The organism is Caulobacter vibrioides, from assembly GCF_002310375.3.
Taxonomy (GTDB): Bacteria; Pseudomonadota; Alphaproteobacteria; order Caulobacterales; family Caulobacteraceae; genus Caulobacter; species Caulobacter vibrioides_D.
Genome location: NZ_CP023315.3, coordinates 1,106,008 through 1,129,250 on the forward strand (window position 1 = coordinate 1,106,008; position 23,243 = coordinate 1,129,250).

Below are 23,243 nucleotides of genomic sequence, written 5' to 3' on the forward strand. Positions count from 1 at the left end.
AAACCGCTAGCGCGCATCGCCTTAATCTCCGAGACTTGTATCTCGACGCCGCCGAGCGCGCCGCACGTTCAGCTTGACAGATTGTAGGCGGGGCGGAAAAAGATCGCCAAAAAGTAGAGTGTCGCTCGCGCGCAGTTCGCGCGGGGGCCTAGTAACGGCGCATCGGCGCCACGCGTGGAGTACGCCGATGACGTCGACGGCGACCGTTAGTCCCAGCGGGACCAACCTTATTGACCAGCTGCTCTCGGGTCAGCGCTGGGCCAGTGGAGACCTGACGTTCGCCTTCGCGACGAGTGAGAGCGCACTAGGCTACGCCTTGGGCGATAGCGCCTTGTTCGGAGCGCTCACATCGTCAGAGCAGACAGCGTTCAAGCGCATTCTTGAGGACTGGGCGGCGGTCTCTGGGGTGACCTTCACCCAGGTCGCTGACCCCCAGGCCGCCGATATCGCGATCTATTGGTACCGCACGTCGGGACCGGCGGCCGGGGTTGTTCGGTATCCGGATGGCTCGCTGCAGGGCGGTGACATTCAACTACGCAGCGCTCTTACAGGTGCGGATCTTGGACAGAGCGGCAGTGCGAGCCATTTCTGGGCGCTTCGAGCCATTGGCGAAGCCTTGGGACTGAGCGCCAACATTGGCGGCTCCCCGACATCAAATAGCGTCCTAGTCTCCGAGACGGTGATGAGTGACTTCGGCTACTACGGGCACGACGTTCGCCTGATCGCCGAGGGCAGTTATCCGACCTCGCCCATGCTGAACGATATCGCGGCGATTCAGTACCTCTATGGGCCAAACAGCAACGCCTTTACCGGCAACCTGGGCGATACGACCTATACCTTCAGCGCCGGGGCCTCCGTCATCTTCCAGACCGCGGCCGACGGCGGCGGGACCGACACCTTCAACTTCGGCGGCTATACGACCAATCTGTCGGTCGATCTGCGGCCGGGTGGCTGGACGGATCTCGGCGGGCAGTACGCGGTGCTCGACACCGCCGATGCGACCAAGAGGCCACCGGGCAACATCGCGGCGCCGCTCGGCGGCGGCGCCCAGCTGATTGAGAACGCCTATGGCGGCTCTGGGAACGACACGCTGATCGGCAATTCGGCCAACAACGTTCTGCGTGGAGCCGCTGGGAACGACGTGCTGAAGCCGGGGGCGGGCGATGACACCCTGACCGGCGGGACGGGCGACGACACCTTCGACTTTTCCGATGGCGGTGCTGGCCGCAAGCAGATTACCGACTTCGCCGCTGGCGACACGATCAAGCTGCGCGACGCGGCGGCCGGCGGAGCCATCCTGTTGGGCGACGGGGCCAGCCTGAACAGCGGTCAGGTCGCCTTTGGTTCAGACGGCTCCAACGCCGTGCTCCGTGTCGGGTTGGACGCCACGCCCGGCGCGGACCTGACCATTGTCTTCGCCAACGGCGCAGGTTTCGACAACCTGTCGCTAAGCGGACAAACGATCAGCTATGTCGCCGACAGCGCCGGCCCTCGGGTGACGGGGGTCGTCGTCCCCGCCAACGGCGCCTATCGCGCTGGCCAGACCCTGTCCTTCACCGTCAGTTTCCACGAGGCGGTGACCGTCACCGGGACGCCGCAGCTGGCCCTGACGATCGGCTCCACCACGCGCCAGGCCGACTATGTCAGCGGCTCAGGCGGCTCCAGCCTTGTGTTCAGCTACACGATCCAGAGCGGCGACCTGGATACGAACGGCGTTGCGGTCGGAACCTTGCGGCTGAACGGCGGTACGCTGAAGGATACGACCGGCAACAACGCCGACCTGACCCTGAACAATGTCGCGTCCACCACGGCGGTGCTGGTCGATGCGACAGCGCCGTCAGTCGCTTCGGTCGCCGCGCCGTCATCGGGCATCTACAAGGCCGGCGCCACGCTGGACTTCACCGTCGTCTTTGACGAGTCGATCACCGTCACCGGCGCGCCCAAGCTGGCTTTGACCCTGGACACTGGCGGGACGCTGGACGCGACCTATCTCAGCGGTTCTGGGACCAACGCCCTGGTCTTCCGCTACACCGTTCAGGCCGGAAACGCGGATGCCGACGGGGTGGCCCTAGGCTCCTCGATAGCCCTCAACGGCGGCACGCTAAAGGACGCGGCGGGCAACGACGCTGTTCTTATGCTGAACAACGTTGGTTCGACAACCAACGTGCGCGTCGACGCCGTCGCGCCGACTGTAGCCTCTGCTGCTGTCCCGACCGCACGCACCTACAAGACAGGCGACGTACTGGAATTCACCGTCAATTTCAGTGAGGCCGTCACCGTCACCGGAACGCCGCAGGTCGCCCTGACGATCGGCTCGACCGCGCGCCAGGCCGATTATGTCAATGGATCGGGCAGTTCGTCGCTCGTCTTCCGCTACACCGCGCAGAGCGGTGACCTGGACAGCGACGGAATTGCGGTCGGACTTCTGGGTTTGAATGGCGGAACGCTGAGGGACGCGGCCGGTAACGACGCCGTCCGGACCTTGAACAGCGTCGGCTCCACCGCTGGCGTCCTGGTCGACGCGACATCGCCGACTGTCAACTCGGTCTCCGTCCCCCCGAACGGCGCCTACAAGGCCGGGGCAAGCTTGGACTTTACTGTCAATTTCAGTGAGGTCGTCACGGTCACCGGGACGCCGCAGCTGGCCCTGACGGTGGGCGCGGCCACGCGTCATGCCGACTATGTCAGCGGGTCTGGTACGACGGCTCTGATCTTCCGTTACACCGTCCAGGCGGGTGAAACAGACACCGACGGCATTGCTGTTGGAACACTGGGGCTGAACGGCGGGATCCTCAAGGACGCAGCGGGCAACGACGCCAACCTGGTGCTGAACAGTGTTGGTTCATCCGTCGGTGTGCGGATTGATACCGCCTCACCGACCATCGGTTCTGCGTCTGGCCCGTCGGCGGCGACCTACAAGGTCGGCGACCATCTGGACTTCACGGTCAACTTCAGCGAGGCGGTGACGGTCTCGGGCTCGCCCAAGCTGGCCTTGACCCTGGACAGTGGCGCAACGGCGGGTGCGACCTATTTGAGCGGTTCGGGCACAAGCGCGCTTGTCTTCCGCTACGCCGTGCAAGCAGGCGACGCCGATACGAACGGGGTGACGCTAGGCGCTGGAATCACCCTGAACGACGGGACGCTCAGCGACGCTGCGGGAAACGCCGCCACCCTGACCGGTCTCAGTGTCTCGGGCCTGTCCAATGTCAAGGTCGACGGGGGCGCGCCTACCGTTCAATCGATCGCTCGTGTCGGCGCTGCGGTCAGCAAGGCGACGAGCCAGTCGTTCACCGTCACCTTCAGCGAGGCGGTGACCGGCGTCGACGTCAATGACTTCGTCGTGACCGCCACAGAAACCGCCGAGGGGACGATCACCGGAGTCACGGGTTCGGGGGCGACCTATACCGTGAGCCTCGGCTCGGTGAGCGGCGACGGGACCCTGCGCCTGGACTTGAAGGGGGCGGGCACCGGGATCGCCGACGTGGCCAGCAACGCGATCGCAGCGGGCTTCGCCAGTGGTCAGAGCGTCACGATTGACAACACCATTGTCACCCCGACGATCGCCGTCGTGGCTGGCGACGACACGATCAGTGCGGGCGAGGTCGCTGGCCTGACTCTGACGGGCGCGGTCGAGGCCGGCGCCACGGTAGCCCTGGCTATAGGCGGGATCGCCAAGACAGCCAGCGTCAGCGGGACAACCTGGACCTATGCCCTGACCCAGGGCGATATCGACGGCCTAGGGACAGGGGCCAAGACCATTGCGGTCACCGCTACCGACGCCGTGGGCAATGTCAGCACGACCGCCAGCCGGACCGTCACCATCGCCGCCAGCGCCCTGACCCCCGCGCCGACCCCCACTCCCCAACAGCCGCTCAGCGTTGTTGACCTGACCGCCCAGCCGGCGAGCACGTTCGTCAATCTGGTCTTGGGAAGCCTGAGCATCACCCCCGGATCGCTCAAGACCGGCAGCGTGACCACCACCTTGCCCGACGGCGCCGTTGTCCAGAACATGGCGGCCCGCGTTCAGGCCGATGTGAACGCCGCCCTCTCCGCCTTCAAGAGCGGCCTCATCAGTCAAGCCTTGTTCGAGGAGCGCCTGACTCTGGCTGTAGCCCCGACCACGGGCGTCGCTCACGACGCCTACAAGTTCTTCGCAGGGGTGACCCCGACCCGAGCGGGCATGTCCTGGTTGATCGACTCGATCAGCAATCCCAACGATCTGACTGATCAGTACTACGCCAAGTTCACCGTCGAGAACCGCTATATCAACTTTGCGGTCAACCTGGGCAAGTTCGGCGAAGGGCATGCGGGGTTCGAGGCCAAGTACGGCAGCCTGAGCTTCTCCGAGGCGGTGGCCAAGGCCTATGGCGAGATCATCGGGGTCTTCGAGGCTCAAGCCGCGGGTTTCGATGTCGCCGCGGGGCTGCGCTATATCCAGGGGCAGGAAGCCTACTTCCTCGCGGTGGGCGGTGATGATCTGGGCGCCAAGGCCGCTATGGCCGGCTATGTGCTAAGCGTCGGAACCGCCTACCGCGTTGGCAAGTACTACGAGGCGCTTGAGGACTATGTCATCGCCACCGTCGTTGGCCAGGCCAACCCAGCGTCAGCGCCTGCGTGGGATCTCGGCTAGAGCCCTTTCCGATGTGATTGAGACGGTCAGATCGGATAAAAAAGGCTATTTTTCAAAAGTTTAGAGCGTTTTTCGATCCGATCACCGCTCCACACCGATCCGAGAGCACGCCAGGCGCATCAAGCTCGAAACAAAACCCCCGCCGGTGTCCCGGCGGGGGTTTGTAATCTCCGAGCTTCAGTTGCCCCCGATCAATCCTCATCCATCTTCAGGGCGGCGATGAAGGCTTCCTGCGGGATCTCGACCTTGCCGAACTGGCGCATGCGCTTCTTGCCGGCCTTTTGCTTGTCCAGCAGCTTGCGCTTGCGGCTGGCGTCGCCGCCGTAGCACTTGGCGGTCACGTCCTTGCGCAGGGCGCGGACGGTTTCGCGGGCGATGATGCGGCCGCCGATGGCGGCCTGGATCGGGATGACGAACATGTGCTGGGGGATGAGCTCCTTCATCTTCTCGCACATGCCCCGGCCGCGGCTCTCGGCGCGGTCGCGGTGGACAAGCATCGAGAGCGCGTCGACGGGCTCGGCGTTGACCAGGATCGACATCTTCACGAGGTCGCCGACGCGGTAGTCCTCCAGCTGGTAGTCGAAGCTGGCATAGCCCTTCGAGATCGACTTGAGGCGGTCGTAGAAGTCGAACACCACCTCGTTCAGCGGCAGGTCGTAGACGACCATGGCGCGGCTGCCGACGTAGGAGAGCTCGCGCTGCTGGCCGCGACGGTCCTGGCACAGCTTGATCACGCCGCCCAGGAACTCGTCGGGGGTGAAGATCGTGGCCTTGATCCACGGCTCGGCGATGTTCTCGATCTGCATGACGTCCGGCAGGTCGGCCGGATTGTGCAGCTCGATCTCCTCGCCGTTGCGCATGTGGATCTTGTAGACGACCGACGGGGCGGTCGCGATCAGATCAAGGTCGAACTCGCGGGACAGGCGCTCCTGGATGATCTCCAGGTGCAGCAGGCCTAGGAACCCGCAGCGGAAGCCAAAGCCGAGGGCGGCGCTGCTTTCCATCTCGTAGGTGAAGCTGGCGTCGTTGAGGCGCAGCTTGCCGACGGCGGCGCGCAGGTCCTCGAAGTCGGCGGCGTCGACCGGGAAGAGGCCGCAGAACACCACGGGGACCACTTCCTTGAAGCCCTTGAGGGCTTCGGCGGTGGGCTTCTTCTCGTCGGTGATGGTGTCGCCGACGGCGGCGTCGGCCACTTCCTTGATGCTGGCGGTGAAGAAGCCGACCTCGCCGGGGCCGAGGTATTCGACGTCGGTGGCCTTGGGCGTGAAGACGCCGACCTTGTCGATGCGGTGGGTGGCGCCCGTTTGCATCATGCGGACCTGCTGGCCGGCCTTCAGCGAGCCGTCGAAGATGCGCACCAGCACCACGACGCCCAGATAGGCGTCGTACCAGGCGTCGACCAGCAGGGCCTTCAGGGGCGCGTTCGGGTCGCCCTTGGGCGGGGGCAGGCGGGTGACGATGGCTTCCAGCACGTCGGGGATGCCGATACCGGTCTTGGCCGAGCACTCGACGGCGTCGGAGGCGTCCAGGCCGATGACGTCCTCGATCTGCGCCTTGACGCGGTCGACGTCGGCGGCGGGGAGGTCGACCTTGTTCAGGACCGGGACGATCTCGTGGTTGTTGTCGATGGCCTGGTAGACATTGGCCAGGGTCTGGGCTTCCACGCCCTGGCTGGCGTCGACGACCAGGATCGAGCCTTCGCAGGCGGCCAGGGACCGGCTGACCTCGTAGGCGAAGTCGACGTGCCCGGGGGTGTCCATCAGGTTGAGGATGTAGGTCTCGCCGTCATTGGCCTTGTAGGTCAGGCGCACGGTCTGCGCCTTGATGGTGATGCCGCGCTCCTTCTCGATGTCCATGTTGTCCAGGACCTGGGCGCTCATCTCGCGCGCGGTGAGGCCGCCGGTGGTCTGGATCAGCCGATCCGAGAGCGTGGATTTGCCGTGGTCAATGTGCGCAACGATGGAGAAGTTGCGGATCTTGTCGAGGGGCGTCGAAGTCATGCGCGTGCGCATATCACATTTGCGCCGCTTCGCGAGGGGCGTTGCGGTCGCGGTGAGGGCGTGAGCGGCGGTTATGCTTAACCGCGCGTTAAGTTTGGAGCCCCAAACCGGACGCAATGGCTTGCAACAGTGTTGCAAACAATTTGATCCGGAGGCCTGACATGGACCGTCGCAAGCTGATCCTCTCGAGCGCCGCCTTGGGCCTGTCCGCAGTCGCGTCGGAGGCCCTGGCCCGCCAGCGCATCACCTCCGAGCAACTGCCGCCGGCGCAGCCGATCACCGATCCCAACGCCCCGCCGCCCGCGCCGCAGGAAACCTATGCGCCGCCGGCCCCGGCCTCCAGCGGCCCCACCCCCACCTACGGCACGGGGCGGGCGCAGACCTACTCGGCGGACGAGATGATCCGCGCCACGTCCGACTTCCTGGGCGTCACGGCCGAAAGCGCGGGCGCGGCGATCGAGAAGGTGTTCAAGGACAAGGGCCAGCCCACCGCCTACATCGCCGGCGAGGAGGGCTCGGGCGCCTTCATCGCGGGCCTGCGCTATGGTCGAGGCCTGCTGTACATGAAGGGCCGCCCGACCCTGGAGGTCTTCTGGCAGGGCCCGACCATCGGCTGGGACTGGGGCGGCAACGCCAGCCGCGTCTTCACCCTGTGCTATGACCTGCAGTATCCGGACGCCATCTTCCGCCGCTTCCCCGGCGTGGAGGGCAGCGCCTATCTCGTCGGCGGCCTGGGCGTGAACTACCAGAAGGCGGACGAGATCATCCTGGCGCCGATCCGCGCGGGCGTCGGCCTGCGTCTGGGGGCCAATGTCGGCTATCTCGGCTACAGCCGCGAGCGTCGCCGGCTGCCGTTCTAAGGGGAGGCTCTCCTGCACGGGAGAGCCTCAAGGCCTCAGTGTTTGGACACCTTGGCGTTTAGCCAGTCCATCACAGCCAGCAGCACGCCTGAGACCACGAACGACAGGTGGACCATCACCAGCCAGAACAGGCGCACCTGGTCCACGGTCTGCCCGGGCTCGGTGAGCTTGAGGAACGCCTTCAGCAGGGCGATGGCCGAGATCGCCACGATCGAGGCGATCAGCTTCATCTTCAGGCCCGAGAAGTCGACCGTGCCCATCCAGTCGGGGCGATCCTCATGGCTGGCGGTGTCGATCTTGGAGACGAAGTTCTCGTAGCCGGACAGGATGACGATCACCATCAGATTGGCCGCCAGCGACAGGTCGATCAGGGTGAGGGCCATCAGGATGGCGCTTTCCGGCGTCATCGACGGAACGCGTGGCAACTCCTGGAACAGCTCCTGGAAGAACACGACCATCAGCGCCGCCAGGGCCACGACGAGGCCGACATAGAACGGCGCCATCAGCCAGCGGGACGCGAACAGACCGCGTTCCAGCCAGGTTTCCAACACGGGTTTCTTCATGCGGCCCTCCGATACGCCCCAGCGTCTAGAGGTCCAGCATGACGGTATCTAGCGGGCGAAAGCCACCGCATAACGGAAGCTCCGGCGTTCGCCGGCCGGGAGCGTGACCCGCCAGGCGACCTGACCCTGGCGGATGTCGTGCTTCTGGGGTTCGGCCACGACCTTGAACTGCGGCGCGCTGGGGTCGTGACGGATCTCCACCGTGATCGGGACCGTCTTGGCGTTGGCCAGGTCGAGCTCGTAGGTGCGGCGCACGCGGCCTTTCGACAGCGTCCGTTCCTCGACCAGGCGCGGCCGGGCGTGAACGTCCATGGCGCGGCCGATGACGAGGTCCAGCGGCTCTCCCACCGCCACGTCGCGCACCGCCTGCTCGCCGGCGAAGGTCGGGCGGCCGGCGGCGGTCTCGATCGCCGACAAGGCGCCCGAGGGCAGGGGCTTGCCCAGACCGTTGGCGGTCTTGTTCTCCAGCCGCAGCACGACATTGGGCGTGATCAATGGCGCATCCGCCGCGTCATAGCCGTCATAGCTGTCCATCTCGACGGCGTAGAGCCGCTGGAAGGCGACGTCCTTCTGGTCGAGGAAGGCCACCTGCTTGGTCTGCCGGGCGTTCAGGGTGACCAGCTCGGGCAGGGTGTAGAGCTTGTAGTCGCCCAGGTTCGACTGCTCGGCCAGCTTGGCGCGCGCGCCGGTGACCATGATCTCTTCGGCTCCGAAGCGAGCCATGGGCGCGGCCGACATCACCGGGGGGATGGGCAGAGGCGGCTGCGGCGACGCCGGCGGTGGCGGCGCCTGGCCGAAGTGTGTGGTGTCCATCGGCCAACAGGCGCGGTGAATGGATCGGGCCTTGCCCCTGTCCACGTGGACGGGTGTGCGCGACAGCTTTCCGGCGACCGTCTGGGTCTTGGCGTTGGCGAACTGGCTGCCGCCGCTGTTGACCAGGGTCAGCCAGCCGGTCAGGTCCAGGCGCTGGCCGTCGGGGTGGATGCGCGCCACATAGTCGGCCTGCCAGTTCACGCCCAGCGCCAGGTACGAGACCGTCAGTTTCGCCCGCGTGGGCGCCGGGACCTCGACGATGGTCGAGAGGCTGGGCTTGTCGGTCAGGCCCTCGGGGACGGCGCCCAGCACCAGACGCTCGGCGCCGCCCGAGCAGCCCAGGGCTTCCACCCCTTCGGCCGTACGAACCATCAGGCCATAGGGGCCCTGGATCAGCGTCGCGTCGACGGTCTGCTGGCGGCCCGTCTTGCGGTTGGTGCGCACCACCTTGATCGGCTGGCCCAGGGAGCGCTCGACCAGGGTTCCGGGGCTCAAGAGGGCGTAGTCATAGTTTCGCTCGACGGCCTTGCCGGGCAGGCCCTCGACGGCGGCGCTTTGCGGGATCAGGCCCTCGGCGACGCCGTCGAACCGCAGCGTGTGGCGGCCGGCGGGCAAATCCACCGTGCGGGTCTCGGTGACCAGCACGAGGCCCTTCTCGCGCGCCTGCTGGCGGACCCAGGGCGACATGGCCTGGAACGGTCCGTCGCCGTCGCGATAGAGGGTGATCGCCACCGTCTCGGGCGCGCGCGACGCGAGGGTCTCGGCGTGGGCCGGAAGCGCGACGGCGAGGGCCAGGGCGAGGGCGGCGGCGGCAGCCTTCTCCTCCCCCGTGAAACGGGGGAGGGGGACCGCGAAGCGGTGGAGGGGGCGCTCGTCGGCGGCGATTACGCCCCCTCCGTCACGATGCGTATTCGCATCGCGCCACCTCCCCCGCCATGCGGGTGAGGAGGACTTCATCACCACCCCGTCTCGACCGTGAAGGTCAGCACGGTTTCACCATTGGCGGGCACCGGCACGCTCCAGCCCAGGGTCCCGGCGTCGATGCGGCGGCCCTTCAGGCTTTCGGCCTTGACGGTGCTGTCACGCCCAAGGCCGCCTTGGCGCAGCTCGATCGTCACGGGTTGGTCCTTGGCGTTGCGCAGCAGGTACTTCATCTCGTAGCGCGTCAGGCGCTTGGAGACGCGGGACTCCGCCACCAGGGTCGCCTGGCTGGAGACGTCGAAGGCCTCGCCGGTCTTGATCGACAGCTCCGAGCCCGCCGGCGTGTGGCCGATGGCGTTCTCGCCGACGAACTTCGGATCGCCGGCCGCGTCGCGCATATAGACCCGCATCGTCCCCATCGGCAGCTGGGCGCCCAGACCCGCCAGCTTGGCGTTGCTGAACTGGATGGCGACGACGGCCTTGGTGGGTTCGGCCTGGCTGGTGAACCAGCCTTCGCGAACCTCATAGACCTTCTTGGCGGTGACGCCCTGGGCCGACAGGAAGCCGACCTGCTTGTTCTGGTTGGAGGCGATCGTGGTGCGCTCGGGCAGGGGATAGACATAGTAGTCGGCCACCCGCTCGCCGACGCCGCTTTCGGTTCCGGCGCTGATCATGCCGGGCGACCGGCGCGGCCGGAACACGCCACCGTCGTTCAGCTGGTTGACGTCGCCCGCCACCAGCTGGGTCCGGGCGTTCTCGAACGGCGTGCCGGAATTGTTCGACAGGGTGATCCAGCCCTGCAGGTCCATCGTGCTCTTGGCCTCGTCGAACAGGGCCACATAGTCGGCCTTCCAGGAGAGGCCTGAGGTCAGGTAGCTAAGCTTGGCCTGCCGCGCCCCGGCGGTGGCGGCCTCGACACTGACCGACAGGGTCGGACGGGCGCGCAGGGTCTCGGGCACCTTGTCGAAGATCACGCGGGTGGGGACGCCGTCGTCGCGCAGCACCTCGATCCGGTCGCCGATCTTCAGCACCACGCCCTGGTTAGCGGCCAGCACGGTGGCGACCTCGGTGGTCTCCTTGCCATCGCCGGGATTGGTGCGGACGATCTTCACCTGCTGGCCGACCGCCTTCTCCATCAGCTTGTCGGGCGTCAGCAGGTCGTAGTCGAAGTTCTGCTCCAGGATGGTCACGCCGGGCGCCGAGAGACTGACCGTCTCGGGGCGGATCGCGGCGGAGACGTCCTTGAACTCCAGCTTCTGACGTCCGGCCTTCAGGTCCAGCGGGCGGGCGTCCTCCACCAGGGCCAGGTTGGAATTGTAGATGGTGACCGAGACGTCGCGGCCCTGCGCGTGGGCAGTGAGCGGGGCGAGTAGCAGCGCGGCCGAGGCCAGCAGCATGCGGCGGTTCATCGACGTCCTCCCGTGTATTTACAGAAGTAAGCTACACGGGATTGAGGCGGAGTCGAGGCGGTTGAGCGCTTGCCAATCCGAACTTCCCGGCGAACGCCCGGACCCAGAGCCAGCCTCAGCCTAAGAAGGGCCTGGCGCGCCTGCGCCTTGCGATCTGGGCCCCGGCGTTCGCCGGAGAAGTCGGTGGAAGGCTAGCCGCCCCACACCTGCTTGAGGCGCGCGTCGCGACCGCAGCCGGTGCGATAGGCGAAGTAGTTCAGCTTGTTCCGCTTGGCGTAGTCGCGGTGGTATTCCTCGGCCAGATAGAAGGTCTGCACCGGCAGGATCTGCGTCTTCATCGTGCCGGTCTTCAGGCGCTTGGCGGCCTCAGTGCGGGACTTCTCGGCGATCGGGCGCTGGGCGGGCGTGACGAACACGGCCGGGCGGTAGGACGGTCCCCGGTCGCAGAACTGGCCGCCGTCGTCGGTGGGATCGACCAGCTTCCAGTAGCGGTACAGCAGAAAGCCGTAGTCCAGCTTGGCCGGGTCATAGGTGACGCGGACGGCCTCGTAGTGGCCGCTGGTCTCGCTGGTGACATCCCGATAGGTCGGGTTCTTCAGGTGGCCGCCGGTATAGCCGCTCTCGACCTTGAGGACGCCGGGCACGCCCTGCATGTCGTGCTCCATGCACCAGAAGCAGCCGCCGGCGAAGATGGCGGTCTCGGTCTTGGGGGCGGCGAGGGCGGGAGCGGTGGCGCCAAGAACGGTGAGGGTGGCGGCGAAAAGGACGATCAGGCGGCGCATCGGGGTCTCCGGCAGGTCTGCGTCCTCTAGATACGCACGCGGACGTCGATCGGTTACTGCCGCCAGCCGAATCCGACGCCGCGCACTGACGGACAGGCGGCCAGACGCGAGGCCAGCACTTGCGCGCGGTCATCGCCCTGGTCGTCGATCTCGAGGCGGATGGCCATGTGCGGCCCCTCGGGAGCGGCGGACAGGGCGCGCAGGCGGGCCTGCTGCACCGAGGCCACGCCCAGCACGCGCATCAGGGCGTCGGGCGTGTCCTCGGCGGTGACCAGGAAGAGGCGGCGACGCAGGGATGCAAGGTCGCCGCCTTCCGGTTTGAGCGGGTCTACGCGGTCGCTCACGGACGGAACCACTGGTGCTCGACCGAGGCCGAATTGACGCCGGGCCAGGCGGCGAGGTCACGGGCCAGCAGGCGCGCGGCCTGGTCGCCCAGGTGGCGCACCTTCAGCGAGGCTTCGACGATCTGGCCCACCGGCTTCATCGTCAGGCCGCACAGTTCCGCGCCGCTGTCGGCCAGGCCCTGGCGGACGGCGTCCAGCGCGCTGGGGGCGTCCTGGGCGGCCAGCAGCAGCTGGTGGACCGTGACGCCGTCATGGTCGCTGTGGAAGGCGGGTGGAGAGGGCAGGTAACTCATGGGGGTCGATCCTTGGCTTTGAGAGGCTTTCAGGACCGAGGAACCGCGCAACAAAAAACCCCGCTCGTGGGAGCGGGGCTTTTTGGAGATCTTGCGATCCTTCGGCTTTGGGTTTGGTAGGGTTTCCTACCGCTGCTTGCGCCGATTTTGCCCCGTTCGAACTCGGACGGTTTTAATCTGATTAATCATGTTCCACATCGCCACGGCGCACGACATCACGGCCACGGCGGTAAGGCCGGTGGTCATAAAGGCGGCGAAGGCGAAGGTCGATTGCATGTGGAAGCGATGATTTCCGTTAGCGCACCTTAGAGGTAGCGCGGGGTTTGGCGTTGCGCAAGGTCTTGCCGGCGAAAGAGGCGATCGGTCGCGGGATGGGATGGTTTTGCCCTGATCGGGGCGGGGCGCCTGAGAACTGGGCAATCCTCCCCCTAGTGGGGGAGGCGGCCGAAGGCCGGAGGGGGAAGCGACAAGGCTTCAGGACTTCCCCCTCCGTCCGCTTCGCGGACATCTCCCCCGCTAGGGGGAGGATTTGATTCAGCCCCGCAGCTTCCCGCCGGCCTTCTCCGCCGCCGCCACGACCTTGGCCGACAGGGCCTCGATCTCGGCGTCGGTGAGGGTGGCTTCGCGCGGCTGGACGACGACCTCGATGGCGACCGACTTGAAGCCCTCCGGCACGCCGGGGCCTTCATAGACGTCAAACACGCGCGCGGCGGTGATCAGCGCCTTGTCGGCGCCGGCGGCGGCTTTCACCAGATCGCCGGCGGCCTTGGCCTTTTCGACCAGGAAGGCGAAGTCGCGGGTCAGCGGCATCAGGGCCGAGGGCGAGAAAGCCGGCTTGGTCTTGATCGACTTCTTCTTCGGCTCGGGGATCGCCTCCAGGGTGATCTCGAAGCCAAAGACCGGGCCGGCCACGTCCAGCGCCTTGAGCACCGCCGGGTGGATTTCGCCAAACTCGGCCATCACCGCCTTGGGACCCAGCTGCAGGCGCGCCGAGCGGCCCGGGTGCCACCAGGCCGAGGCCGAGCCCTGGGCCGTCTGCAGCGAGGCCACAGGCGCGCCCAGCTCTTCCAGCAGGGCCAGCAAGTCCGCTTTCACCGTGAAGACATCGCCTTGCGCCGCCTTGTCCCAGCCGCGCGGGGCCTTCGGAACCAGGATCGCCGAGACGACGGTGCGCTGGTCGGCCGGCTTGTCGCCGTGGAAGGTCGGACCGATCTCGAACAGGGCCGCGTCCGGGAAGCCCTGGCGGGCGTTGCGGCCGGCGGCCTCGATCAGGTTGGGCAGCAGCGACGGGCGCATGCAGTCCAGCTCCGAGGCGATCGGATTGGCCAAAACGAGCACGTCCTGGCCGCCGCCGAACAGCGACGCGGTCTTGCGGTTGGTGAAGCTGAAGGTCACGGCCTCGGCGTAACCGGCGGCCGCCAGGGCGCGGCGAGCCGCGCGGGCGCGGGCCTGCTTGGCGGTCAGGATGCCGCCTACGGCGCGCGGAACCTCTGGCAGCGGCGTCGAGGGCAGGGCGCCATAGCCGGCGATGCGCGCGACTTCCTCGACGAGGTCGGCCTTGCCCTCCACGTCACGGCGGAAGGTCGGCGGGGTGACGGTCCAGGGCGAGCCCAGCACGACGTCAAAGCCCAGCGCCGCCAGGATCTGGTGCGTCTTCTCCGGCGTCACCGACAGGCCCGACAGCTGGCCGACATAGTCGGGGTCGAAGGCGAAGCCCTTCGGCGCGGCCGGAACCTCGCCGACATACACAACCTCGGACGGCTCACCGCCGCACAGCTCCAGGATCAACTTGGTGGCCAGCTCGATGCCGGGCACCAGCGAGCCGGTGTCGACGGTGCGGGCGAAGCGATACTGGGCGTCGCTGGCGATACCGGTCGTGCGGCCGGTCTGGGCGATGCGGATCGGCTCGAACCAGGCGCTTTCGACGAACACGTCGACCGTGTCCTCCGAGCAGCCGGTGCTCTCGCCGCCCATCACGCCGCCCAGGCCAATCGGCCTTTCACCTTGAGCGTCAGCGATCACGCACATGTCGGGCGTCAGCTCGTAGGTCTTGCCGTCCAGGGCGATCAGGTGCTCGTCGCCATGCTCGCCGTGACGGCCCAGGCGCGTCGAGATCTGCGTCCCCGACAGCTTGTGCGCGTCATAGACGTGCAGCGGCCGCGCGCGGTCGTAGGAGATCAGGTTGGTCACATCCACGAGGGCGTTGATCGGGCGCAGGCCGATGGCGGTCAGGCGGTCCTGCAGCCACTTGGGCGAAGGGCCGTTCTTGACGCCGCGAATATAGCGCCCGGCGAAGGCGGGGCAGGCCTCGCCGTCGACGGTCACGCTGATCGGGCTCGGATAGGTTCCGGTGATCGGCGCGATCGACAGGTCCTTCAGCGTGCCGACGCCGGCGGCGGCCAGGTCGCGGGCGATGCCGGCGACGCCCAGCCAGTCGGGGCGATTGGGGGTGACTTCGAAGTCGATGACGGCTTCCAGGCCCAGGGCGTCTACGGCCGGCGTGCCGACCGCGAGGCTATCGGGCAGCTCCATGATGCCGTCGCTCTCGCTGGCGTATTCCAGCTCGGCGGCTGAGCACAGCATGCCGTTGGAGACGACGCCACGCACCGGCTTCTCAACCAGGGTCACGTCCAGGCCGGGCACATAGGCGCCGATCGGGGCGTAGATGGTGGTCAGGCCCGCGCGGGCGTTGGGCGCGCCGCAAACGATCTCCTTGCGGCCGTCGACGGTGTCGACCTGGCAGACCTGCAGGCGGTCGGCGTTCGGGTGCCGCGCGGCCTCGACGATCTTGCAGACCGTGAACGGGGCCAGCTTGGTCGCCGGATCAATGACGTGCTCGACCTCGAGCCCGGCCATGGTCATGGCCGCGACGATCTCGGGGACGGTGGCGGTGGTCTCAAGGTGGTCCTTGAGCCAGGACAGGGTGAATTTCATCTTTGGAACTCACGGTTCCTTCTCCCCTTGCGGGAGAAGGTGGCCTGCGAAGCAGGTCGGATGAGGGGTTTCTCGGCGAGGCCAGCACGACCCCTCATCCGGCCTTTCAGGCCACCTTCTCCCGCAAGGGGAGAAGGGATGAGGGGCGCGGCGCGCATCAGCTCAGGCCGCTGGCCGGGTTCGGCGCGGCAAAGGCGCTAAAGCCGTAGTGCGACAGCCAGCGGACGTCCGACGACCACATGTCGCGCAGGTCCGGCATGCCGTACTTCAGCATGCCCAGGCGATCGACGCCCATGCCGAAGGCGAAGCCCTGGTACTCGTCCGGGTCGATGCCGCAGGCGCGCAGCACGTTCGGGTGAACCATGCCGCAGCCCAGGATCTCGAGCCAGCTCGTGCCCTGGCCGATCTTGATCTCGCCGCCCGAGCGGTCGCACTGCACGTCCATCTCGGCCGACGGCTCGGTGAACGGGAAGTGGTGCGGCCGGAACTGGGTGGTCACCGCGTCAGTCTCGAAGAACCGCGCCAGGAAGGTCTCCAGGGTCCACTTCAGGTGACCCATGTGGATGCCCTTGTCGATGACGAGGCCCTCGACCTGGTGGAACACCGGCGTGTGGGTGGCGTCATTGTCGCAGCGATAGGTGCGGCCCGGGGCGATGATGCGGATCGGCGGCTTCTGCGAGACCATGGTCCGCACCTGCACCGGGCTGGTGTGGGTGCGCAGCAGCATGCGCTCGCCATCTTCTTTGGGGTTGAAGAAGAAGGTGTCGTGCATCTCGCGGGCCGGGTGCTTCTCGGGGAAGTTCAGGGCCGTGAAGTTGTGGAAGTCGTCCTCGATGTCCGGACCCTCGGCCACGGCGAAGCCCATCTCGGCGAAGATGGCGATCATCTCGTCCATGGTCTGCATGGTCGGGTGGACGGATCCCTTGCGGCGGTAGGGCGCGGGCAGGGACAGGTCCAGCGTCTCGCTGGCCAGACGCGCGTCCAGCTCGGCGGCTTCGAGCGCGGCCTTCTTCTGGGTGATCGCGTCCTGCACCTTGTCGCGCAGGGCGTTGATCGCCGCGCCTTGGGTCTTGCGCTCCTCGGGGCTCATCGCGCCCAGGGTTTTCAGCAGGCCCGAGATCGAGCCGGTCTTGCCGACGGCGGCCACGCGGACGGCGTCAAGCGCTTGGAGATCCGAGGCGGCGGCCACCTGGGCCAGCACATCGGCTTCGAGGGTGTTGAGATCGGTCATGACGGGCATCCGTCTAGGCGGTTTTGGTGACTGTTGGAACTTCCATTGTCATCCCGGCCGCAGCGGAGCGGAGAGCCGGGACCACCAGAAGCGCCGGTGTTTGCTGCGGTCCCGGCTCGGCGCGCTGCGCGCTTGGCCGGGATGACAGCTTTTCGGACAGCAAAAAGCCCCCAGGCTCGCGCCTGGGGGCTTTGCAAGATCGGTTGGATCAAAGACCCAAAAAGACCTTAGGCCAGGGCGGCGCGAACCTTGTCGGCGATGGCCTTGAACGCAGCCGGGTCGGCGCCCGCGATATCGGCCAGGACCTTACGGTCCATGACGATACCCGCCACGTCCAGGCCGTGGATAAACTGCGAGTAGGTGAAGCCTTCCAGACGGGCGCCAGCGTTGATGCGCTGGATCCACAGCGAACGGAAGGCGCGCTTGCGCACCTTACGGTCGCGGTAGGCGTACTGGCCGGCCTTGTCGACCGCGGCCTTCGCCGTACGGATGGTGTTCTTGCGGCGCCCGTAGAAGCCCTTGGCTTGCTCGAGAACCTTCTTGTGCTTGGCGTGAGCAACCACGCCACGTTTAACGCGAGCCATGTGTCAGCGCTCCTCTTAAAGGCCGTAGGGCAGGTACGTGCGGATGATCTTGGCGTCGGCCTCGCTCATCACCTTGGTTCCGCGGTTTTGGCGGATGTACTTGCCATTGTGGCCGATCAGGCGGTGGCGCTTGCCGGCGACGCCGGCCTTCAGCTTGCCCGTGGCGGTCAGTTTGAAGCGCTTCTTGGCGCCCGACTTGGTCTTCAACTTCGGCATTTCGCGTCGGAGCTTGCGCCCCGTCCTCTAGAAGCATGACGAACCGCCATGGCATGCCAATTGGCCAGGCGGTTCCGGAAAGGCGGCGTAGCTACAGGAAAGACTCGGTTCTGGCAAGCATTTAGGCCGCGACCTTGGTCCGGCGGACGATGACCAGCGCGAAACCGATGGCCGGAACCATCAGGGCCGCGCCGAACCAGTAGGGGCCGCCGATGGCGAGGCCGAACAAGGGTCCGGCCAGCAGCGGACCGCCGATCCGGGCCAGCGAGCCGGCGGCCATGTTTAGGCCCAGCATCTGACCCTGGCGATCCGGCGGGGTGGCGCGCGAGATCAGGGCGCCGACGCAAGGGAACACCAGAGACTGACCAAACGCCGTACACGCCACCGCCACCACGGCCAGGGCGGGCTTGGAAATGAACGGCGTGATCAGCAAAGACATCGCGATGATCGACAGGCCCGCGGTCAGCACCCGCGCCTCGCCAAAGCGCCGCGCCAGGCGGCCGGTCACCACGCCCTGGCCGATCGAGGCGATCACCCCGATCAACGCAAAGCAGGCGGCCACCTGGCTCGCCGTCCAGCCAAAGCGGGTGTCGGCGTAGAGGCCAAAGACCGCCTCCATGCCCGCAAAGGCGGCGGTCGAGATCAGGGTCACCAACAACACGCGCGAAAGAACAGGGTGGGCGGCGGCCTGGCTCAGAGCTTCCAGCCGGTGGGCCTGCGGCGCTCCAGGGGCGGAGGGCGCGCGGCTTTCCTTGACGAACAGGATGACGCCCAACGCCGCCGTCCCGGCCATGGCGGCGGCCAGGAACAGCGGCAGTTGGTAGCCCAGAGCGCCGGCGCCAGGTCGCATGACCATCACCAGGCCGGGGCCGATGACAAAGCCCGCCCCGAACGCCGCGCCCAGCAGGCCCATCCGCCCCGCGCGCTTCTCCGGCGGGGTGACGTCGGCCATGTAGCCCTGGATGGTCGAGATGTTGCCGCTGCCAAAGCCGCCGAACAGGCGAATGAGCATCGCCACCCAGATATTGGGCGCAAAGGCCAGGGCCAGATAGGCCAGGGTGTTGGCGATGATGGTGACGATCAGCACCGGCCGCCGGCCGATCCGGTCGGACAGGCGCCCCCAGAACGGCTCGCCAAAGAACTGCCCCAGGCTGTAGGCGGCGAACATCGTCGTCACCTGCCACGGCGCAGCGTCCATCGACCGCGCATAGAACGGCAGCAGCGGAATGATCACGCCAAAGCCCACCAGGTTGATGAAGACAACCAGGAGCAGGACAGCCAGGGCGCGGTTGCTGTGGGCGGGCTCGGACATCAGGCGGCGGGATTTACGCCCGATCCGCCGGCTTGGCGACCAAGTTCGACGCGCTTCAGTCCGGCGGGTTGTGCTTTTCGACAAAGGCGACGGCCTCGGTCAGCATCTTCAGCCGGGTGTTGCCGCGCGACAGCCAGTGATCTTCACCGTCCAAGGGGATCAGATTCACCGGCTTTCCAGCCTTCGTCAGAGCGTCCGCCATGATCTGGCTGTGCTCATAGGGGACGATCGTATCGTCCTTGCCGTGGATCAGCAGGACGGGGATATCGGCCTTGTGCGCCAGCTTGGCGGGCGAGATGGCGTCCAGGTCCGGCGCCTGGCCGCCTTCAATGCCTATGAAGCGCAGCCAATAGCGCGGCGAGGTCGATGTCCGGAGGTCGCGACTATCGGGGTCGGCGGTGAGCAGGTCCGGCGCAGCGGTGGGACCAGCGCCCCTGTAGGTGCAATCGTAGGTTCGCTCTTCGGAGCCGCGGGACTCGTTCATCGTGACCGTGTTCAACCGCTCGTCCAGGCTTGTTCCGGCTTTGACGCACACCGACTTGGGATTGAAGACCGCCCGCCGCACGAGCTGCAAGTCCGAGACGCCAGCCACGGAGACGGCGCAACGGTAGACGCCCTTGTCCAGCGTGGCCCCCGCCAGCGCGGCGTAGCCGCCGTAGGAGGCGCCCATGATGCAGACGCGCTTCGGGTCGATGACGCCCTGCGACGCGAGATAGCGGACGCCGTCCGAGAGGTCGGTCTGCATCTTGCGGCCCCATTGACCAAAGCCCGCCTTGACGAAGTCCAGGCCAAAGCCGTCGGAGCCTCGGAAGTTCGGACGCAGCACCGCGTAGCCGCGCGAGGCCAGCGCTTGGCTCCACCAATCGTAGCCCAAGGTGTCGCGTCCCTCAGGGCCGCCATGGGGCAGGACGATCAGGGGCAGGTCTTTGGCGGCGCGCCCCTTGGGCAGGGTCAGGTAGGCGTTGATCGCCAGGCCATCGGCGGCGTTGTAGCGGATCGTCGTGACGGGCGAGATCGCCCCGGCGTCCAGATTCTTATAGACCGGTCCAAGATACTCGGCCTGGCGCGTCGCAAGATCGACGAGCGCAAAGCCTTGGCCTGTCTCTGGCGAGTCCACGCGGACGACGATCTTCCGCTTGTTCGCCGACCAGGATTGCAGCACGACGCGGTCGGTCTTGAAGGCCTTGGTGACGCCTCGCCAAGCGGCTTGATCGGCCGGATCGAAGAAGGTGTAGACCATGTCCTCGCCGACCATGCCGTAGCTGCCGATCAGCTTGCGGGTCAGGGGATCATGCACAAAGCCGCGTAGTTCCAGGTCGTCCGGCAGGGTTTCTCGGTCGCCGGTCGCCCGGTATTCGCGCAGAACGTCGCGATCGTTGCGGCGCCAGACCAGCGCTGAGCGTCCATCGCGTCCAAGACCGGCTAGGCCGTATGACCCCATCGGCGCGTCGGCCTTGTCGATGACCTTCCAGTTCGAGCCGGCCTTCATCAGCAAGGTCCAGCGGCCACTCTTTTCATCGTAGGTCGATTGGGCCAGCGGCTCACCGTCCGCGTCGACCAACCATGCGTCTGCGCCCAAGCGCCCGCCGTGGGTCAAGGGGTGAGTCACGCCCGTGCTCAGGTTCACGCGAAACAGCGTATTGGCCGCGTAGCCGCGCAGATAGCGGACGCCTTGAAGAAAGACATGCGGCGTCCCCTTGATCATGCGCACCTGGGGCTGCCCCAAAACGATGTTCAAGGTTTCCTTGACGCCGTCCAGGAGCGGCCTTTGCCGGTTCTTGACGACGTCGAAATCGCTGACCGTGAAATACTCCCGGGGCGGTCCGACCAGACGCATGCCTTCGGTAGCGACCGAGGAGACCAGGATCACATGGTCCTCGCCGGCCCAGCTGACGCCGCGCAGCTTGCTGGCGCCGACCGCGACGCCGGCGATCCCGCCGCCGGCGGTCTTGCGAATGGTCAGAAAGCGCTTGTCGCCATCGGTCGAGACGACCGCCAGTTTCGAGCCATCCGGCGAGATCTGGACATCCTCGATCATGGGCAGGGCCCCGTAGATCGAGAGGTCAGGCTTTCCTTCGGCTTTCGCCGCCGACAGGCCCCCTGTCGCGAGAATGCACACGGCGAGCAGCGTCCTGAACATCGGTCTTCCCCCGCCTTACTTGGCGCTCTACCCTAGAGTGTTCCGGGGGCGACCTCCCGTCAATAAGCCGCGAACACCAATGTTCGCCGGAACCGTGCGCGTACTCAGTCCGGCGGATTGTGTTTTTCGACGAAGGCGACGGCTTCGGTCAGCATCTTCAGACGAGTCGCGCCGCGCGAGAGCCAGTGATCTTCGCCGTCCAAGGGGATCAGATCTACCGGCTTTCCAGCCCTCTTCAGGGCGTCCGCCATGATCTGGCTGTGCGCGTAGGGGACGATCGTGTCGTCGGTTCCGTGGATCAGCAAGACGGGGACGCTGACCTTGTCCGCCAGTTTGGCCGGAGAGATCGCGTCCAGGTCCGGGGTGCGTGACCCGTCGAAGCCCATGAATCGCAGCCAATAGCGCGGTGAGGTTGATGTCCGCAGATCCCGGCCATCGGCGTTGGTGACGAGCAGTCTCCGGATGTTGAGCGGACCCGCGCCGCGAAGCCGACAATCGCCCACAGCGCTTCTCGCCCCTGAGCCTGGACCTTCGGCGACACAGACCGCCTCGGGCTTGAGAACCGATTGGACGACAAGATTGAGATCAGTCGGTCCGCCGACGGAGACCGCGCAGCGATACACCCCCGTGTCGAGAGCCGCGCCGGCCAGGGCCGCATAGCCCCCGTAGCTGGCGCCCATGATGCAGACGCGGTTGCGATCAATCAGTCCCTGGTCGGCCAGATGGCGGACGCCGTCGGAAAGGTCCGTCTGCATCGTCTTGCCCCACTGGCCAAATCCCGCCGCGAGGAAGTCGACGCCCAAGCCGTCCGAACCACGGAAGTTCGCCCGCAGCACGGCATAGCCACGCGACGCCAACGCCTGGCTCCACCAGTCGTAGCCCAGCGTATCGCGACCTTCCGGTCCCGCATGCGGCAACACGATCAAGGGCAGGTTCCGAGGGGCGCGGGTCCTGGGCAGGGTGAGGTAGGCGTTGATCGCCAGCCCGTCGGCCGCCTTGTAGCTGATCGCGCGGACAGGCGAGATCGCGTCCGCTGTCAGGTTCTTGTAGATTGGCCCCAGCGTCCAACTCTGTTTGGTGTCGAAATCGACGATCGCGAAGGCGGGGCCTTTCGTCGGCGAATCCACCTTTACGACCAGTCGCTTGCGATCCTTGGTCCAGGACTGAAGCGTTACGCGGTCGTCCGGGAAGGCTTTGAGCGCTGCGCGCCAAAACGCTTGATCTGTCGTCTTGTTGAAGGCGTAGACGATATCGTCCCCGCGCATGCCGTAGCTTCCGATCAGCCGCTGCGTTTCGGGGTCGTGAAGCAGGCCTTTCAGGTCGCTATCCTCGACCAGCATCTCGGATGCGCCATCGGCGCGATATTCTTTCAGCGCCACATCCTCTCCGCGCCGCCAGACCACGGCCGAGGTTCCGTCCCGCCCGAGACCTGAAACGCCATGGGACCCCATTGGTGCGAGGGCGGTATCGACAGTTCTCCAGGTCGAACCCGCCTTCATTAGGAGGCTCCAGCGCCCTGTCGTGTGGTCATAGGTCGACTGAGCGAGCGGCTGACCCTCGGCGTCCACCAACCAGCTGTCGGAGCTGTAGCGCGCGCCATGCTCCAGCATTCGTATCGTGCCGGTCCGAAGGTTGAACCGGAAAAGCGTATTGGCCGCAGCGCCTCGCAGAAAGCGTGCGCCTTCCAGGAAGACGTGCGGATCGCCCTTGATCGTGCGGATCTGCGGTTGGCCCAGGATCATGGTCAGGGCCTCGGGCGCGGCCTCCATCAGCGGCTTCTGGACGCCGCTTACGATGTTGAAGTCGACGACCGTGAAGTACTCGCGCTTGGGCCCAGCAAGTTGTAGCCCTTGGGTCGCCACCGAGGAGACGAGGATCACGTGATCCTCGCCCGCCCAGGAGGCGCTGCGCAGCTTGTTGTCTCCGACGGAGATGCCGGCCAGACCGCCGCCCTCGGTCTTGCGGATGGTGAGAAAGCGCTTTTCGCCGTCCGTCGTGATCACCGCCAGCTTGGAGCCGTCTGGAGAGATTTGAACGTCCTCGACCATGGGAAGCGCGCCATAGAGCGAGAGCTTGGGCGGCTCTTTGGCTGCGGCTTGGCTGAGGGAGGGGAGTGTTAGAGCGAGGGTTAGCGCCAGTCTGATCATGAGATGCCCCTACACGATCCGGACACTCTACCCTGGCGCGCTTTTTCGTCGAGTGCTCGCAACT

At 66.5% G+C, this 23,243-nt stretch carries 17 protein-coding genes; 2 read left to right on the plus strand and 15 right to left on the minus strand.

The genetic code is table 11. The annotated features are described in order from the left end of the window. Positions 1–187 precede the first annotated feature (187 nt). Positions 188–4,630: a M10 family metallopeptidase C-terminal domain-containing protein gene (locus CA606_RS05130; protein ID WP_181242792.1), complete on the plus strand. Its 4,443-nt coding sequence runs from the start codon at positions 188–190 to the stop codon at positions 4,628–4,630. A 191-nt stretch (positions 4,631–4,821) separates the two neighbouring features. Here the strand turns inward: CA606_RS05130 and lepA are convergent, their stop codons facing one another. Continuing rightward, entirely contained in the window at positions 4,822–6,630 is a 1,809-nt protein-coding gene (gene lepA / locus CA606_RS05135; protein WP_096053864.1) for a translation elongation factor 4, read from the minus strand. A gap of 161 nt (positions 6,631–6,791) precedes the next feature. On the opposite strand from lepA, the gene CA606_RS05140 reads away from it, so the two are divergent. Next, positions 6,792–7,490, plus strand: coding sequence for a DUF1134 domain-containing protein (locus tag CA606_RS05140; RefSeq protein WP_096052100.1), 699 nt, complete (start codon positions 6,792–6,794; stop codon positions 7,488–7,490). 35 nt (positions 7,491–7,525) lie between these two features. Here the strand turns inward: CA606_RS05140 and CA606_RS05145 are convergent, their stop codons facing one another. The 14 genes from CA606_RS05145 to CA606_RS05210 all read right to left on the minus strand — a co-directional run bounded on the left by CA606_RS05145 (position 7,526) and on the right by CA606_RS05210 (position 23,080). Beyond that, positions 7,526–8,053, minus strand: coding sequence for a TIGR00645 family protein (locus CA606_RS05145; protein WP_096052099.1), 528 nt, complete (start codon positions 8,051–8,053; stop codon positions 7,526–7,528). A gap of 48 nt (positions 8,054–8,101) precedes the next feature. Beyond that, a complete protein-coding gene (locus CA606_RS05150) occupies positions 8,102–9,829 on the minus strand; it encodes a DUF4139 domain-containing protein (protein WP_423752941.1) in 1,728 nt (575 codons plus the stop codon). Then, the gene (locus CA606_RS05155) at positions 9,823–11,196 is read right to left on the minus strand and encodes a DUF4139 domain-containing protein (RefSeq protein WP_096052097.1); all 1,374 of its coding nucleotides are present in this window, start codon (positions 11,194–11,196) and stop codon (positions 9,823–9,825) included. Before CA606_RS05155 ends, CA606_RS05150 begins: the two co-directional genes overlap by 7 nt. 191 nt (positions 11,197–11,387) lie before the next feature. After that, complete coding sequence (msrA, locus tag CA606_RS05160; protein WP_096052096.1) at positions 11,388–11,978, minus strand: peptide-methionine (S)-S-oxide reductase MsrA; 591 nt, start codon at positions 11,976–11,978, stop codon at positions 11,388–11,390. A 53-nt stretch (positions 11,979–12,031) separates the two neighbouring features. Beyond that, positions 12,032–12,334, minus strand: a complete 303-nt coding sequence (locus CA606_RS05165) for a hypothetical protein (RefSeq protein ID WP_096052095.1) — start codon at positions 12,332–12,334, stop codon at positions 12,032–12,034. Continuing rightward, on the minus strand, positions 12,319–12,615 hold the full coding sequence (locus CA606_RS05170) for a hypothetical protein (RefSeq protein ID WP_010918925.1): 297 nt from the start codon (positions 12,613–12,615) through the stop codon (positions 12,319–12,321). The genes CA606_RS05165 and CA606_RS05170 overlap by 16 nt, the downstream gene beginning before the upstream one ends. A gap of 126 nt (positions 12,616–12,741) precedes the next feature. After that, positions 12,742–12,891, minus strand: a complete 150-nt coding sequence (locus CA606_RS05175; RefSeq protein ID WP_024265662.1) for a hypothetical protein — start codon at positions 12,889–12,891, stop codon at positions 12,742–12,744. A 258-nt stretch (positions 12,892–13,149) separates the two neighbouring features. Further along, positions 13,150–15,549 (minus strand): phenylalanine--tRNA ligase subunit beta, encoded by a 2,400-nt coding sequence (pheT, locus tag CA606_RS05180; RefSeq protein ID WP_096052094.1) that lies wholly within the window; start codon positions 15,547–15,549, stop codon positions 13,150–13,152. Positions 15,550–15,706: 157 nt separating this feature from the next. Beyond that, a complete protein-coding gene (pheS, locus tag CA606_RS05185; RefSeq protein ID WP_096053863.1) occupies positions 15,707–16,780 on the minus strand; it encodes a phenylalanine--tRNA ligase subunit alpha in 1,074 nt (357 codons plus the stop codon). Positions 16,781–17,007: 227 nt separating this feature from the next. Next, complete coding sequence (gene rplT / locus CA606_RS05190; RefSeq protein WP_096052093.1) at positions 17,008–17,364, minus strand: 50S ribosomal protein L20; 357 nt, start codon at positions 17,362–17,364, stop codon at positions 17,008–17,010. Positions 17,365–17,379: 15 nt separating this feature from the next. Beyond that, the gene (gene rpmI, locus CA606_RS05195) at positions 17,380–17,580 is read right to left on the minus strand and encodes a 50S ribosomal protein L35 (protein WP_010918930.1); all 201 of its coding nucleotides are present in this window, start codon (positions 17,578–17,580) and stop codon (positions 17,380–17,382) included. A gap of 121 nt (positions 17,581–17,701) precedes the next feature. Further along, a complete protein-coding gene (locus CA606_RS05200) occupies positions 17,702–18,916 on the minus strand; it encodes an MFS transporter (RefSeq protein WP_423752944.1) in 1,215 nt (404 codons plus the stop codon). 31 nt (positions 18,917–18,947) lie between these two features. Continuing rightward, entirely contained in the window at positions 18,948–21,032 is a 2,085-nt protein-coding gene (locus CA606_RS05205; protein WP_096052091.1) for an alpha/beta hydrolase family protein, read from the minus strand. A gap of 104 nt (positions 21,033–21,136) precedes the next feature. Then, positions 21,137–23,080: an alpha/beta hydrolase family protein gene (locus CA606_RS05210; protein ID WP_181242793.1), complete on the minus strand. Its 1,944-nt coding sequence runs from the start codon at positions 23,078–23,080 to the stop codon at positions 21,137–21,139. Between the last annotated feature and the right edge of the window lie 163 nt (positions 23,081–23,243).